Here is a 15,006-nt window from a genome sequence, read left to right as displayed (position 1 = left end):
GTCAGATATATGTTATCGCGAGCCCGCAAACGGGTCTGCGAGGGCCGCTTCGGGGCGGCTGATAGGGTATTTCGTGCCGGACACCTTCTCCGCCATGCTCTTTGCGCCATTGTTTTTCAACAGGGCGCGGAAGCTGGGGTGCATTCCGCCATCGACATAAGAGTTGACAGCGCTGGAGGTTCCCTGGCTGAGCGCTGCGGCAAGCTTTTGGTTCTCGGCGCTGAGCTTGGCGGCAACCGCCGGTTCCGGCTGGTTGACGACAGCAGGGCACGTTGCGAGCGGATCGCTGGGTTCGCCACCGGAAAACTCGCTGTTGAAGACATAGCGGCGACCACAGACCGAGACTTTCGGCTGACGTCTGGTCAGTTCGAAACTGTCATAGCCTTCCTTCAAAGTCTTCCAGAACGGGAAGTTCGGATCGTCCTTATAAGATGCCATGTTCTTGGCCGTCATGCGGAACGGATAGGCTTGGACCTGGAACTGGTTCTGGCCGCCTTTGAGCGCCCGATCGACAATCGCGTAGATTTCGCCGATCTGCTGATCGGTCATGGCGTAGCAGCCCGACGAGGAGCAGGCGCCGTGCACCATCAATGCTTCACCGGTGTAACCCAATGCGGATTCCAGGCGGTTCGGATAGCCCAAATTGAAGGACACGTAATATTGCGAGTTCGGGTTCAACATGCCGGCCGAGACGTGATAAAAACCTTCCGGCGCCTGTCTGTCGCCGCTCTTGGTCTTTGGGCCGAGTTTCCCCGACCAGCGGCACATGGGGTACGACTTGAACAGCGCGTAGCTGCCGGATTTATCAACCTTCCAGACTTCGAGTTCGCTTTCCTGCTTGAAGATGCGAACGAGCACGGGGCTTTCAGGCTTCATTCCCTTGGATGCCATGGATGCGGCAACTTTGGACGACAGCTTCGGCGGCTCCTTGGAGGCGGTATCGATGCCCATGGATGTGCAGGCCGCCAGCGCGCCGCAAAGCGCTGCCACTGCCGCCACCCGCATGGATGAATTCATGAATTTCCGCAGCCTCACGGGTACGAACCCTAGAAGATCTGAATATGCCATAAAATGCCTTGCCCGCCTTGTTCAGCAAACCCGTACATAAAGAAGTTGACCGCATGACGGCAACCGCACCGAAACACAAAGCTTCGTGAATTTGCGTTACGGTTTCGTTAACCGTAGGAACACAAGACCGTGACGCCGTTACCTGTCAGGCTTGAGCGACAAGATGACCGCTCGATACTTCGCGGAAACGTGCGGGCTGGACTTGGTAATCTACGGGACGGATCGGGCTTTTCAATTCCTCGATGGCGGCGGCACTTTTGAGCCTGCGACGATCCGGGTCCGGCACGGGCACCGCTGACATGAGACGTTTCGTGTAGGCATGTTGCGGATTGCCGAATACCGCCGCGCGTGGTCCGATTTCCACGATCTCGCCCAGATACATGACAGCCACCCGGTGGCTGACCCGCTCCACCACCGCCATGTCGTGGCTGATAAATAGGAATGCCAAATCCAGGCTTTGCTGCAAATCCAGCATCAGATTGATGACCTGCGCCTTGATCGACACATCCAGCGCCGAAACGCTTTCGTCCGCAACAATGACCTTCGGTTTCAGCGCCAGTGCACGGGCAATGCAGACACGTTGTCGCTGGCCGCCGGAAAATTCATGCGGGTAGCGTTTGGCCATGTCGGGCGTCAGCCCGACCTTCTTCAGCATGTCGGCAACGACGTCCTTCGCCTGCTTTTTGTCGCCCATCTTGTGTTCGAGGAAAGGTTCGGCGATGGCGGCGCCCACGGTCATGCGGGGGTTCAGAGAGGCGAAGGGGTCCTGAAAGATCATCTGCACGGACTTGCGCATCTCACGCATGTCTTTTTTGTCCAGCTTGAGCACGTCTCGCCCTTCAACGAGAACCGAGCCGCTGCCGGGTTCGATCAGCCGCATGATGGCGCGACCGGTGGTGGACTTGCCGCAACCGGATTCGCCGACCAGAGACAGCGTTTCGCCAGCGTAGAGATCGAACGAGACATTTTCCACTGCATGCACGCGGCCCGTGACTGTGCCGAACAGGCCGGAGTGGATATCGAAGCGCTTGGTAAGGTTTTTAACCTGCAACACCGGTTGCCCCTTGGCCACCGTATCACTAACCTCCACGGGAACATCGGATTCGCCCGTCAACACATTGACGACCGGAAAGCGCCGAGGCCTTTGATAATCCTGCATCGAACCCAGCACCGGCACTGCTGATAGCAGCGCGCGCGTATAAGGATGCTGGCCGCGGTGGAAGATGTCCGTCGTCGCGCCGGTTTCCACCTGCTCGCCCTGATACATGACGACGGTTCTATCCGCGATTTCCGCGACCACGCCCATATCGTGAGTAATGAACAGAACGGAGGTGCCCTCTTCCTCCTGCAACGTCTTGATGAGATCAAGAATCTGGCCCTGGATGGTCACGTCGAGAGCAGTCGTCGGTTCGTCGGCGATCAGCAGCTTAGGCTTTGTCGCCAATGCCATGGCAATCATCACGCGTTGACGCATGCCGCCGGAAAAGCGGTGCGGGTACTCATCGAAGCGCGAAGCGGCAGAGGGTATCCGCACCTTTTCGAGAATGCGGATGGTTTCGGCCTTGGCCTCGCGTTTGCTCATCGGCGAATGGCATAGCAAAGCCTCGGAAATCTGGTCACCGATGGTGAAAAGCGGATTAAGGCTCGTCATCGGCTCCTGAAAGATCATGGCGACATCATTGCCGCGCACCTTCCGCATTTCGTGTTCGGGTAATGCGAGCAGGTTGCGACCTCCGAGCATGACCTTGCCTTCGATGCGGCTGGTGTCTGGCTGTAACAGCCGCATGATCGACAAGGAGGTGACCGATTTGCCCGAGCCGCTCTCCCCGACGATAGCAACCGTTTCACCGGGTCCAACCGCAAAGGAGATATCGCGAACGACCGGCTTCCACTTGCCATCGACCACGAACGACGTCCGCAGCTTTTCAACCGACAGGACCGGGTCGTTGGCTGCTGACGCGAAGGGCATGGTCTGGGTGTTTGGCGTGTTCATGATCGTTCCCTTGTTTTTGTCTGAGGGTGGCCGGTTTTAGTCCGGCCAGCGTAGTGTGCCGTTAAAGCGGTGACGGCTCAGATCCTCGAAGGGGGTCGCGATGATTTCGTTGGAGGCGCGGGCCTTGTCCAGTTCCTCGGCTAGCCGCGATGCGACGACAGTTTCCTGACCGGGGTGCAGGTTACAGGGGTCGAGGTAGAAGTAGTGATGCTCGACCTCATGATCGCGCACGATGATCGGCTGCGGGCCGGAGCGCAGTGCAGCGGCCAGATCCCAGGCGGTGATGTGGGCTTCCTGCGCGGAGATGATCACGCGCATGCGGTCCAGCGGGTTGTTGGTCGGATCGGGTTCAATCAGAGCTGTGACGCCTGGGCGGTTCGCCAGTGTCTGTGCCCACAGGTTCAGATAGCTAGTTTCGCGTTCGCGGACGCCCGCATGGTCGCGCTTTTCCCAGGCCTCAAGGGCGGCCATAACGCCGTAGATGCTTTCCTTGCCGACCTTCATCCCACGGCCAACACCCATGTTTTGCAGGAAGGCATTGCGAACAAGCTCCTTTTTACCTGCAACGATGCCCGATGTCGGCCCGCCCAGAAACTTGTGGCCGGAGTAAAGCGCGATATCTGCACCCTGCTCGATGAAGAGCTTGAGATCATATTCGGAAGCCGCATCGACGATGACCGGCACGCCCTTGGCGTGAGCGATTTCCACGAACTCCTTGAGGTGGAGCAGGCCGTAATTCACGACATGGTGGGAGACGACGTAGACGGCAGCTGCCGTGTTTTCCGTAATGGCGTTTTCCATGTGATAGCGGTGCGTGGATGTTGCCTGCCCGATCATCACCACCTTGCCACCCGCAAGGCGAATGGACTGATCGACCGGAGCGCCGTAGCTCACCACATGGCCCATCTGAATGAGAACCTCGTTCTTCGGCGTCGTGGTTTCGGGAAGTCTCTCGATCGCCAAAAGGTCTGGGCCGGTAATGGTACCCGCAACTGCAAGGCTGATGCCGGAGGAGCAAGACGCCGTCACGAACCCGGCTTCGGCACCTGTCAGGCGCGCGATGATGGCACTTGCCTTGCGTTGAAGATCGTTGATTTCGACGAATTGCGGCAGGATCGCTGCCATGGCGGCAACCGCTTCCGGCACGACGATGGATGCCCCAAGGCTGGTCATTGTGCCTGAGACATTGATGACCGGGCGAAGGCCGAGCTTTGTTCTGATATCGTCGGACATTATCATTCTCCAGTCTGGGAACCGGCGCTTCCGGTTCTGATTTGGGTTGCCCTGCACAGGCCTATGCCATAGTAATGCAATAGGTTCTTTAACGTGCGGGAGCGTTGTCTTGGGTTTGAACACATCATTGGACGTTGCCTCCGACGATCTTCCTGCGGTGGAAACCGAGGGCAAAGCGCGTCGGTCGCGGGTCAGCGGCATCGACAGAGCCTTGCAGGTGATCGATTATCTCTACGAGACAGGCGCGCCCGCCGGCGCCTATGCGATTGCCAAGGCAGTCAAGGCGCCGCTGTCTACCGTCTACGTCATCATCGATGACCTCGTGGAAAAGAACATGCTGGCCCGCAATGCCGATGGCATGATCTGGCTCGGCGCTCGCCTCTATCATTATGGCCTTGCCTACGCCCGCTCGCTCGATTTCATGAGCGTGGCCACCCATGAGATGCACGATCTTTGCCGCGAAGCCGGTGAGACCGTTCAGGTTTGCGGTCGCGATGCCGAGCATATGCTGGTGTTGGCCATGGCCGAGGGCCCGAGCCATTTTCAGGTCGCGTCCCGCGTCGGTACCCGCGTGCCACTGAACTGGACGGCGTCCGGTCGCCTGCTTGTCGGCCATATGCCCGAGGCAGAGCGCATCGACCTGTTCAAACGCGGCGCCCGCATCTCTCCCACCGGTCGCGCGACGATCGATGCGGCATCCCTGTCGGATGCGGCCCGCAAGGCGTTCGAGGAGCGGTTGTCGATACAGGCGGGTGAGTCCGATTATTCCGTTGCCTGTATTGCTTCGCCGATTGTCGACAGCAGGGGAGACTGCGTGGCGACGATTTCCATCGTGCTTCCCGAGCAGAAGATCGTTGCCGACAAGTCCGGCTATGCCGACCGCGTCAAGGCGTCTGCCGCTCGTATCGAAAAGCTGATGGGCTGGCGTAACCACTGACCGTCTCCCTAAGCGTGCAACGCGACGATCGCTTCGATCTCGACCGTGATATTGCCGGGAAGCGAACCGAAGCCGACGGCGGAGCGGGCATGCTGGCCTGCCTCACCGAAGACAGCGTTGAAAAGATCTGAACAGCCGTTGATCACCAGCGGATGGTCCAGAAAATCAGGCGCGGCATTGACCATGCCGAGCAGTTTCACGACGCGCCTAACGCGGGAGAGATCACCCAACGCATCATGCATGACGGACAGCAAGTTGATGCCGGTCAACCGCGCATCGGAATAGGCTTTGTCAGACGAAACATCCGTGCCGACCTTTCCGGTGTGCAGGAAACCACTCGCCTCGCGCGGACCTTGGCCCGACAGGTAGAGCATATTGCCTTCGATGACATGCGTCACGAAGTTGGCAATGGGAGGTGCTGGTGGCGGCAGTTCGATGCCGAGCGCGGCAAGCCGGTCATAAGGCGTTTGCGCCTTCGCTTCTGACTTGATCGGGGACTGGGTCACGCAAACTCCTGTGTCATGCAAAATACTCTTCATGTCTGGCAGCACTCAGCGGTAGGAATAACCGTGGCTGTGGCGAACCAGTTTGCGGGCGCGGGGAATGTAGCGGCTGGCGACGGTCGCTTCCGCACCGATCACCGCATATCGCGGCTCGAACAATTGCTTCAGCTGCGAGACATCGCCGTTGGAATCGGTCGCTTCGAGATCGCAATCGATGACATCGAAGATCGTGAAATCGGCGCGCGCACCGACCGATAGGCGGTTTTGCATGTCGAGCTTGATGACCTCTGCCGGCGCATGGGTCACCGCGTTGACAACCTTGTCGAAGGGCATGCCGACAGACATTAGCTTCGACATCGTCGTTGCCAGATCCCACACCGGGAAGTTCATGGAATGGCCGTGCAAATCGGTCGAGATCGAATGCGGCAGCAGACCACGGGCAATGGCCGCTTCCGCAACCTTGAACGAAAAGGATGCACCGCCGTGGCCGATATCGAGCCGCACACCTTCGGACGCACAGCGTTCGGCCAGATTGAAGAGGTCTTCGTCTTCCATAATGGACGAGCCAGCCTTGCCGTTGAAGCAGTGGGTGACGACATCGCCGGGACCGAGGATTTCCAGCACTTCGTCATAGAGCGCAGGCGGCTCACCGACATGCACCATCATCGGTATTTTGAGGATTTTGGCGATCTTCTTGCCGAGCTTGACCGGCGTCACGCCCCAAGACCCGGTGATGACGTGGCTGGCGCGCACCTTCAGGCCGACGATATGCTCGCTGTTTTCGGCGTAGCATTCCAGAATGCGATCAAGGTCGATGTCTCTGATATCGCGCAATTCCGCCACGCGATTACAGGCAACGAGACCGATGGAACCGAGGTTCAGAAACGCTTTGATGCGCTCCTTGGAGGGTTCGATGATATATTCGCGGAAGCCATGAAAATTGGCTTCACCGGCAGAACCTGCATCAACCAGCGTGGTGACGCCACGTTCCGCACCGCATTCGGATGGACGGATGGAGATATCGGTGCCGCCGTGCCAGATGTGAACGTGCAGATCGACCCAGCCGGGAGAAACCCAGGCGCCTTTGCCGTCGATGCGGGTGGCATCGGCAGGCGCGTCTATGGACTGGCCGATGGCGGCGATCTTGCCGTCTGCACCGACTAGAATATCGGTCGCGCCTGAGTGTGCGGTTTCACCGAATGCCATCGGCTTGACGTTGGTGAGGAGGAGCGGCTTTACAGTTTCGCCGGTCATATTACAAATCCCTTCGCAGTCTTGGATCGAGCATGTCTCGCAATCCGTCGCCCACCATTTGCAGCGACAGCACGGAAAGAATGATGGCAAAGCCGGGGAAATAGGTCATCCAGTCGGCCTGCCCGATATATTGGCGGCCAGCGGCGATCATGGTTCCCCAGGTTGGAATTTCGGGGCTGACACCCAGTCCCAGAAACGACAGGCCCGCCTCGGCCAGCATGGCGCTGGCGAACAGGAATGTTGCCTGCACGAGGATCGGTGAGAGCAGATTGCGCAGCACGTGCCGCGTCATAATGTGGAATGTCGAGATGCCCAGCGCCTGTGCGGCTTCCACATAGGGCAATTCACGGATCACCAGTGTCGAGGCACGAACGATACGGGCCAGACGCGGCGCGTAGACAATCGATAGCGCGATGATGACGGTCGTCAAGGAGGGTCCGAGGGCCGCCACCAGCGCGATGGCCAGCAGAATATCGGGAAACGCCATCATCGCGTCGATCAGCCGGGCAATCGGCGTATCGAGCCGCTGGAAGAAACCTGCCAGCAACCCAAGCGTTACCCCAATTGCCGCCGACAGGACGACGACGGATGCGCCGATTAGAAGAGACAGGCGCGCTGAGTAGATCGTGCGCGAGAAAACGTCACGACCGAACTCATCGGTTCCGAACCAGAACATCTCGCTTGGCGGCTTCAGCCGGTTGACGATGGACAGTTTGGATGGCGAGTAAGGTGCAATCCATGGGGCGAGCGCCGCCAGCAGGACGAAGACCACCAAAATGATAAGGCCGAAGGCCACAGTCTTGCGCTTCAAGAACCGGCGAACGAACTTCGAGCCTTCGCTGGCGTCGGGCTGCGCGGGTGTTGCTGCAATATCGACCATCTGTCGCGCCCCCTTAATAACGAACACGCGGATCGATCGCCAGATACAGCATATCGATTGCGAAATTGATGAGGACATAGAGCGCAGCGATCACCAGCAGCGCCCCTTGGATGACCGGATAATCCCGTCGCAGCACGGCTGACACCACCAGACTGCCCACACCCGGCAGACCGAACACGGTTTCGGTGACGACCGCACCGGAGATCAGCACAGCGGCGGTGAGACCGATAACCGTGAGGATCGGGATCAACGCGTTTTTCAGTGCATGTTTGAGAATGACGCGCCGTTCGATCAAACCTTTGGCGCGCGCCGTGCGGATGTAATCGTCACCCAGAACATCGAGCATGGAGGCGCGAGTAAAGCGCAGGATCAAGGCGGAGGAGACGATACCGAGTGCGAAGGCAGGAAGCGTCAGATGATACATCCGCTCCGCGAAGCTGGCGCCCGGCCCGCCATAGCCCGAAACGGGGAAGATGTTCAGCCGGACCGCGAAAAACTGCATGAGAATGAGGCCAAGCCAGAAACTGGGAATGCTCGCAGCCAACATGGCTATGGTCGTCGCGGCCTGATCGACGAAGGAGCCACGGCGATAGGCGGCGTAAATGCCGATGGGCAGCGCGATGATGGTGGCGATAGCGAGCGAAAAGATCGTCAGGAAAAAGGTGGGCTCGGCACGATCCAGCAGCGCTGAAGTAACGGGCATGTTGAGAAAAATGGATTGTCCGAGATCACCCTTCAGCATCTGGCCGAGATAGAGCAGATATTGCACGACAAGTGATTGATCGAGCCCCAGCCGCATGCGTAGATCGGCAATGTCCTGAGCGGAGGCATCCGGCCCCAGCATGACGGCGGCAGGGTCGCCAGGGGTTACGCGCACGATGACGAAGACGATTGTCAAGACGAGGAACATCACGACGATCATGCCGAACAGGCGCTGAAGAATGTAACGGATCATCTATTTCTCTTTCCATGCTCCAGAAAGGAACGCTTTCGAAGCCGGATGCCGCCGCCAAGGGGCATCCGTGCACGATCGAAAAGGGTTACTTCGTGATGGATGCATTCCAGAAATACGGCCATGGAGCCGGGTCGACACCCTCGACCTTCTTTGCCTTGGCCGTCAGTCCGTTAAAGTCGCCGATCTTCATGTAGGGAATTTCCTCATACATGGCTTTCTGAACATCGGCCCAAAGTGCGACCCGCTTTTGCGGATCGGATTCGGCGGAGAAAGCCTCGACCGTCTGCTTGCGCAAAGGCGTGTCCCACCAGCCGGGAGAGGTGGGCGCGAGCGAACCGATCAATGCTGGCTCCGGCAGGAACGGGCTGTGAGTGATGTAGATGTCCCACAGAGCCTTGTCGGCACGGCGTTGGGTCAATGTTGCCCAGTCCACGACCTGAAGGTCGACTTTTAAGCCTGCGAGTTTCAGATATTCCGCAGCGACCTGCGCCATCTTGTAATGGAATTCATACTGGCGGCTGGTGAGAATGCGGATGGGCTTTTGCCCGTCATAGCCCGCAGCCTTGGCAGCTTCGGCGGCACCTTCCGGGTCTGCGAGATTGTAAGCGCCCTCTACACCGGCGTCGGTGTTCCAGACGTAGTTCTTGGGATAAATATCACCATCGACGGAGTAGAAATCAGTGCTGCCGAAAGCGGCGGCCAACATGTCTTCCATGTTCAGCGCCTGACGGATTGCCTTGCGCATGGCGACATCCTTGGCCACGCCTTCCGCCGTATTGAATACGAAGACCGGATAGCCGAATGGCTTCAGGACGACAGGCTCGGTGACGGAAGACGCCTTGACCTTGTCGAAGGATTCGACCGGCAGGCTGTCTACATAGTCGTATTGCCCGGAAACCGCAGCCTCTACGCGGGTGTTTGCATCGGGCACCGGCACAAAACGGATTTCATCGAGATACTGATGGCGCGCGCCGCCGTAACCGTTGCTGTCGCCTTCCCGGGACTTGTAGCCATCAAAACGCACGAGCTGGATATACTGGTCGGCCTTGCGCTCTTTCAGCATGTAAGGACCGGTACCGATGAACTCCTTCATCGGCTCATCCTGCTTCTCCGCAGGCAGGACAATGGCTGCCGAATTGTTGAAGGCCAGCAGGGACACCAGCGGCGCATAAGGCTGCTTCAGCGTGATGGTGACCGTCATCGGGTCGGTCGCTTCGATCTTCTCGAAGAAGGATGCGGCCTGCTTGCCGCGAGAGGCGACTTTCACCCAGCGGTTCAGCGAGGCGACGACGTCGTCGGAGGCCATATCGGAACCGTCATGGAACTTGATGCCGGACCGGAGCTTGATCGTGTAGGTTTTCCCATCGGCGCTGATGTCCGGCAGGCTTTCGGCCAGAAGCGGTGTCGGCTTCCAGTCCTTGTCGAAGGTGTAGAGCGTCTCGAAAATATGCTGCGTAACGATGCCGACAAGGTCAGCCGTCGATGCCATAGGGTCGAGTGTTGGCGGCTCGCCAATCGTTGCAACGTTGATGACGCCACCCTTTTCCTGCGCAAACAGAAGCGACGGGGCGGCGACCAATGCCGTGGCAATGAGGAATGCTAGCTTGAGTTTCATGCAAGGCTCCCGGTTTTAGATGTTCCATTATTATGTTATATAAGACTTTATAACAGAATATCGGAATGTCTCCGGGTGTCAATCGCGTTCATTCAAGAGTTTGCTCACAAACAGAAGCGATGGAGATTGCGTCCGGTCACTTAGCCGCTCTTGCCCTCGATCAACTCCATCGGCCAAACCTTGCGTTTGATGGCATTGGGATAGTGCGCCTGGTATTCCGGCATGATCGACAGCAGGCTCTCGGCAAGGCTGATGCCGAGATCGCGAAGAGACAGGCTGAAGCAGGTGAGACTTGGTTGAAGGAACTGCGCCTGCAAACTTTGCCGCCCGATTATGGCGATATCCTTTCCGGGCATTAGGCCGACTTCTTCGAGCCCCCGGTACAAGCCTGTCACGAGCGTTTCGTTGACCAGCACCACGGCCGTCGGGCGCACATCACACGCCATGATCTGACGCGCCATACCGTAGCCACCGGTTTCGCTCGGCTTTGCACGGAAGATGTGCTCGTCTGCCAGAGACAACCCATGTTGAGCCAAAACCTCCCGCGATCGCTGGACGAAAACGTGGCCGAGATTGAGATCGCCGTGCGGCCAGATCAGGCCGATGTGACGGTGACCGTTTTTCACCAGCCGCTCGATCGCGACCTCCGCCATGCCCTCGAAATCCAGATCGATCCAAGGCTGACCGACATCCGTCTGGCTTCGTCCCAATGTAATGAAGGGGATGTCGTGGCGGGCAAGCAACTCGAATCTCGCATCGTGGAGACGAGTGGCAGAGAGGATGATGGCGTCGGCAAAGCCGCGTGCTACGACACGCTGGAGATAGGCATCCGGGTCTTCGTCGGATGAACAGAGCAGCGCCACAAGATCGAGTTTGTGGCGGGCAAAGACCGTCTGCACGCCATCAAAAACGGTCATGAAGAATGTGTCGCCCTGTCCCGTAATTTCCGGACCGGTCTGCATCATGAAACCGATGACGCCAGTCGACCCCTTGCGCAAAGAGCGACCAGACTGGTTGGCAACGTAGCCTAACCTGTCGGCTGCTTCGAGCACTCGACGACGCGTTTCCTCCTTGACATCGGCCTTTCCGTTCAAGGCTCGGGAGACTGTTCCTATCGATATATCAAGATGTTCTGCCAGTTGGCGAATGCCCTTCATCAAGTGCCTTTCCGCATCTCTTAAAGTGATCTCTCAAACAGTATTGACAAAAACGGACGGCTGTCCATAGTATCGTAAACGTTTACGGAAAACCGGAAGAGGAGTTTCGGTTGCCGTAGGAGGAGGATTTCAGTGACATACAATGCCGTTTTGTGTGGTTGCGGAGCTATGGCCAAAGGCTGGCTCCGAGCGTTGCAGACCACACCGAAAATGCAAGAGGCCGTTAGGATCGTTGGTCTGGTTGATCTGGACCGGGCGACAGCCGAGGCGCTTGCTAGCGAATTTCATATCGAGAACGCCGTCATCGGCACCGATCTGGACGCCGTTCTCACGGAGACCAAACCAGATATTCTGTTCGATGTCGTCATCCCCGTCGCCCGCCACTCTGTGGTCAAAACGGGCCTTGCTCATGGCTGCCATGTGCTGAGTGAAAAGCCGATGGCGACGTCGATGGAAGAAGCACAGGATTTGCGCCACGCCGCAAAGGATGCCGGACGTATTCACGCTGTCGTCCAAAACCGGCGGTTCATTGCAGGTGTGCGCCGCATGCGCAGGCTGGTGAAGAGTGGCGCTATTGGAACGGTAACCGGCATCCACTGCGATTTCTTCCTAGCCCCTCATTTCGGTGGCTTCCGCGAGAAAATGGACAATGTCCTGCTTCTCGATATGGCCATCCACACCTTCGATGCCGCAAGGTTCGTATCGGGCAAGTCACCGCTTTCGGTCTATTGCCTGGAAACCAATCCGGCAGGCTCCTGGTATGCACATGGTGCCGCGGCCAATGCTATCTTCCGGTTTTCGGACGATGTCGCATTCACCTATCGCGGCTCCTGGTGCGCCGAGGGTGAACGCACCAGCTGGGAAAGCGCATGGCGCATCGTCGGCTCGAAGGGCATGTTGACCTGGGATGGCGAGGAGACCTTCAAGGCCGCCGTCGCTGGAAGCGAGCCCGGTCTGCTGCACGGCTTTACGCCCGTGGACGTGCCGCCTCCTGATAACGATGAGGAAACCCACGGCCACGCCAGCGTGATTGCCGATTTCCTCGATGCCATCCGCATGGGCCGTGAGCCTGAGACAGTCAGTCACGACAACATCAAAAGCCTGGCGATGGTCCTTGGCGCGATTGAAAGCGCCAAGTCTGGCCAACCGGTCGATATTGCAGCATAGGGACGACAACAGTGAGCAATCTACAGGGACAATCCATTCGCATCGGCACCATGGTCAGCGCCACCAAGGGACAGGCAGCCGAGCGTATTGCGCAGATCGCCGATATGGGGTTTGAGAGTTTCGAGCCGTTTTTCTGGCAGACGACCGGTGGCCAGGACATCGCTGATCTCGGCAAGCGCTGCAAAGACGCCATCGGTGACCGCGACATCACGATCTCGACCATCGGCATGTTCGGCAATCCGCTGGAAGAAACCGATATGGACCTTCAGACCTTGCAGGGTTGGAAGGATTGCATCGACAACGCCCACCATTTCGGCGCGACCTGCGTTGCCGGTTTCACCGGTCGCATCCGCAACAAGCCGCTGCCCGACAGCTTGCCACGCTACAAGCAGGTCTGGAGCGAGCTTGCCAAGCGCGCCGCCGACAAGGGGGTGAAGATTGCGTTTGAAAATTGCGCCATGGACGGCAACTGGGCGACTGGTGACTGGAACATCGCCCATAATCCAGATGCCTGGGAACTGATCTTCAATGAAACACCGGATGACAACATAGGTCTCGAATGGGAGCCCTGCCACCAGATGGTCTATCTGATCAACCCGTTGCCGCAAATCCGCAAATGGGCTTCGAAAATCTTCCACGTTCACGGCAAGGATGCGACGATTCGCTGGGACGTCATTCGCGAACACGGCATCTTCGGCAAGCATCCCTTCGTCCTCATGCGCACACCGGGTTTCGGCGACAGCAACTGGACGGACATCATCTCGGAACTGCGGCTGGCGGGCTGGTCGGGCTCCATCGATATCGAAGGCTGGCATGATCCGGTCTACCGGGACACGCTGGAAATGACGGGGCAGGTTCACGGGCTCAACCATCTGAAGCAGGCCCGTGGCGGCAGTTTCGTCGTCGACCCCGTGTAAGTTTGCAGGCGCGGCAAGGAGGAGGCCAAGCCGCGCCATTTAAGAATTCTGGATAACCACAAAGGAGGAGACTATGGGTATCCGCACATATACGATTGCTGTGGCAACGGCTCTCGCAACGAGCGCATCGCTCTTTGCTTTCGGCGCACAGGCAGAGGACGTGAAGCTGACGCTGTGGTCGCTGGACCGCGACATTCAGCCTGCCCCTAATCTGATCAAGGAATTCAACGCTCAGAAGAACGGCATTCAGATCGAGTATCGCCAGATCCAGTTCGATGATGTGGTGAGCGAGGCGATGCGCGCCTATTCGACCGGCAATGCGCCTGACATCATCACCATCGACAATCCCAACCATGCGATGTTTGCGTCGCGCAAAGCCTTTCTCGACCTCACCGACATGATTGCGAAGTCGACAACGATCAAGCCGGAGAATTACTTCCCCGGCCCGCTTGCCTCCACCACCTGGGACGGAAAATATTACGGTGTGCCGAAAGCCACCAATACGATTGCGCTCTATTACAACAAGGACCTGTTCAAAGCCGCAGGACTGGACCCGGAAAAGCCACCGCAGACCTGGGACGAGTTGCTGGAAACGGCCAAGAAGCTGACGGACCCATCCAAGAATGTTTACGGCATTACCTTCTCGGCCAAAGCCAATGAAGAAGGCACCTTCCAGTTCCTGCCCTGGGCACAGATGGGTGGCGCGACCTACAAGTCCATCAATAGCGACGGCGCTGTTCGCGCACTGACGATCTGGAAGCAATTGCTGGATGGCAAAATGGCGTCTCCTGATACGTTGACGCGCAGCCAGTGGGATGCAACCGCGACCTTCAATGCGGGCAATGCTGCCATGGCCATTTCCGGCCCTTGGGAAATCGACCGCATGTTGACGGACGCTAAGTTCGACTGGGGAACGGCGTTGTTGCCCGTGCCACAGCAGGGAGCCGAGCGTTCGTCGGCCATGGGTGATTACAACTGGGCGATTTTCTCCAATACCAAACATCCGCAAGAGGCTTTCAAGGCGCTTGAATTCTTCGCCTCCAAGGATGCCACCATGTACAAGGATTTTGGCCAGATCCCTGCCCGTTCTGATCTGCCGATCCCGCCAACCGGCAATGCGCTCAAGGATGCGGCGCTGAAGACCTTCGTGGAGCAGCTGAAATATGCCAAGCCACGCGGCCCCTCGCCCGAATGGCCAAAGATTTCCAAGGCCATTCAGGATGCCATCCAAGCGGCGTTAACCGGCCAGATGGAGCCAAAGGCGGCCCTCGATCAGGCGGCCGAAAAGATCAAGCTCATCGAAGGCTAGGGCTTCCAAGCCTGCTTC

Annotated in this window: 13 protein-coding genes; 4 read left to right on the top strand and 9 right to left on the bottom strand. The window is 58.2% G+C overall.

What is annotated here, in order from left to right:
* Positions 1-12 precede the first annotated feature (12 nt).
* The 3 genes from RRU01S_RS07025 to RRU01S_RS07015 all read right to left on the bottom strand — a co-directional run bounded on the left by RRU01S_RS07025 (position 13) and on the right by RRU01S_RS07015 (position 4,294).
* Entirely contained in the window at positions 13-1,017 is a 1,005-nt protein-coding gene (locus RRU01S_RS07025; protein ID WP_165572213.1) for a L,D-transpeptidase family protein, read from the bottom strand.
* 196 nt (positions 1,018-1,213) lie between these two features.
* A complete protein-coding gene (locus tag RRU01S_RS07020) occupies positions 1,214-3,037 on the bottom strand; it encodes an ABC transporter ATP-binding protein (protein WP_108722580.1) in 1,824 nt (607 codons plus the stop codon).
* 60 nt (positions 3,038-3,097) lie between these two features.
* A complete protein-coding gene (locus RRU01S_RS07015) occupies positions 3,098-4,294 on the bottom strand; it encodes an aminotransferase class V-fold PLP-dependent enzyme (RefSeq protein WP_045229488.1) in 1,197 nt (398 codons plus the stop codon).
* A 127-nt stretch (positions 4,295-4,421) separates the two neighbouring features.
* Between RRU01S_RS07015 and RRU01S_RS07010 the strand changes: the two genes are divergently transcribed.
* Positions 4,422-5,231 (top strand): IclR family transcriptional regulator, encoded by an 810-nt coding sequence (locus RRU01S_RS07010; protein ID WP_234936105.1) that lies wholly within the window; start codon positions 4,422-4,424, stop codon positions 5,229-5,231.
* A gap of 8 nt (positions 5,232-5,239) precedes the next feature.
* On the opposite strand, the gene RRU01S_RS07005 is transcribed toward RRU01S_RS07010, so the two are convergent.
* The 6 genes from RRU01S_RS07005 to RRU01S_RS06980 form a co-directional block, all read right to left on the bottom strand.
* On the bottom strand, positions 5,240-5,770 hold the full coding sequence (locus RRU01S_RS07005; protein WP_081880011.1) for a RidA family protein: 531 nt from the start codon (positions 5,768-5,770) through the stop codon (positions 5,240-5,242).
* Between the two features lie 12 nt (positions 5,771-5,782).
* Positions 5,783-6,988, bottom strand: coding sequence for an amidohydrolase/deacetylase family metallohydrolase (locus RRU01S_RS07000; protein ID WP_045229485.1), 1,206 nt, complete (start codon positions 6,986-6,988; stop codon positions 5,783-5,785).
* Between the two features lies 1 nt (position 6,989).
* Positions 6,990-7,868: an ABC transporter permease gene (locus RRU01S_RS06995; RefSeq protein WP_045229484.1), complete on the bottom strand. Its 879-nt coding sequence runs from the start codon at positions 7,866-7,868 to the stop codon at positions 6,990-6,992.
* 13 nt (positions 7,869-7,881) lie between these two features.
* Positions 7,882-8,823, bottom strand: a complete 942-nt coding sequence (locus tag RRU01S_RS06990; RefSeq protein WP_045229483.1) for an ABC transporter permease — start codon at positions 8,821-8,823, stop codon at positions 7,882-7,884.
* Positions 8,824-8,908: 85 nt separating this feature from the next.
* Positions 8,909-10,438 (bottom strand): ABC transporter substrate-binding protein, encoded by a 1,530-nt coding sequence (locus tag RRU01S_RS06985; protein ID WP_045229482.1) that lies wholly within the window; start codon positions 10,436-10,438, stop codon positions 8,909-8,911.
* 140 nt (positions 10,439-10,578) lie between these two features.
* A complete protein-coding gene (locus tag RRU01S_RS06980) occupies positions 10,579-11,595 on the bottom strand; it encodes a LacI family DNA-binding transcriptional regulator (protein WP_045229481.1) in 1,017 nt (338 codons plus the stop codon).
* A gap of 132 nt (positions 11,596-11,727) precedes the next feature.
* Between RRU01S_RS06980 and RRU01S_RS06975 the strand changes: the two genes are divergently transcribed.
* The 3 genes from RRU01S_RS06975 to RRU01S_RS06965 all read left to right on the top strand — a co-directional run bounded on the left by RRU01S_RS06975 (position 11,728) and on the right by RRU01S_RS06965 (position 14,988).
* Positions 11,728-12,762, top strand: coding sequence for a Gfo/Idh/MocA family protein (locus RRU01S_RS06975; RefSeq protein ID WP_045229480.1), 1,035 nt, complete (start codon positions 11,728-11,730; stop codon positions 12,760-12,762).
* Between the two features lie 50 nt (positions 12,763-12,812).
* Entirely contained in the window at positions 12,813-13,679 is an 867-nt protein-coding gene (locus tag RRU01S_RS06970; RefSeq protein ID WP_178119215.1) for a sugar phosphate isomerase/epimerase family protein, read from the top strand.
* A gap of 73 nt (positions 13,680-13,752) precedes the next feature.
* Positions 13,753-14,988 carry an ABC transporter substrate-binding protein gene (locus tag RRU01S_RS06965; protein ID WP_045229478.1) on the top strand — a complete coding sequence of 412 codons (1,236 nt, stop codon included), beginning with the start codon at positions 13,753-13,755 and terminating at the stop codon, positions 14,986-14,988.
* Positions 14,989-15,006 lie beyond the last annotated feature (18 nt).

Origin of the sequence: Agrobacterium rubi TR3 = NBRC 13261 (assembly GCF_000739935.1) — a bacterium.
In the GTDB taxonomy this organism is placed as follows: Bacteria; Pseudomonadota; Alphaproteobacteria; order Rhizobiales; family Rhizobiaceae; genus Agrobacterium; species Agrobacterium rubi.
This window is presented reverse-complemented; position numbering and strand designations above follow the sequence as displayed.

Bases quoted from the DNA above. Each gene is read 5' to 3' on its own strand.
- RRU01S_RS07025 (WP_165572213.1), bottom strand. From the start codon at position 1,017: ATGAATTCATCCATGCGGGTGGCGGCAGTGGCAGCGCTTTGCGGCGCG.
- RRU01S_RS07020 (WP_108722580.1), bottom strand. From the start codon at position 3,037: ATGCCCTTCGCGTCAGCAGCCAACGACCCGGTCCTGTCGGTTGAAAAG.
- RRU01S_RS07015 (WP_045229488.1), bottom strand. From the start codon at position 4,294: ATGTCCGACGATATCAGAACAAAGCTCGGCCTTCGCCCGGTCATCAAT.
- RRU01S_RS07005 (WP_081880011.1), bottom strand. From the start codon at position 5,770: ATGAAGAGTATTTTGCATGACACAGGAGTTTGCGTGACCCAGTCCCCG.
- RRU01S_RS07000 (WP_045229485.1), bottom strand. From the start codon at position 6,988: ATGACCGGCGAAACTGTAAAGCCGCTCCTCCTCACCAACGTCAAGCCG.
- RRU01S_RS06995 (WP_045229484.1), bottom strand. From the start codon at position 7,868: ATGGTCGATATTGCAGCAACACCCGCGCAGCCCGACGCCAGCGAAGGC.
- RRU01S_RS06990 (WP_045229483.1), bottom strand. From the start codon at position 8,823: ATGATCCGTTACATTCTTCAGCGCCTGTTCGGCATGATCGTCGTGATG.
- RRU01S_RS06985 (WP_045229482.1), bottom strand. From the start codon at position 10,438: ATGAAACTCAAGCTAGCATTCCTCATTGCCACGGCATTGGTCGCCGCC.
- RRU01S_RS06980 (WP_045229481.1), bottom strand. From the start codon at position 11,595: ATGAAGGGCATTCGCCAACTGGCAGAACATCTTGATATATCGATAGGA.
- RRU01S_RS06970 (WP_178119215.1), top strand. From the start codon at position 12,813: ATGGTCAGCGCCACCAAGGGACAGGCAGCCGAGCGTATTGCGCAGATC.
- RRU01S_RS06965 (WP_045229478.1), top strand. From the start codon at position 13,753: ATGGGTATCCGCACATATACGATTGCTGTGGCAACGGCTCTCGCAACG.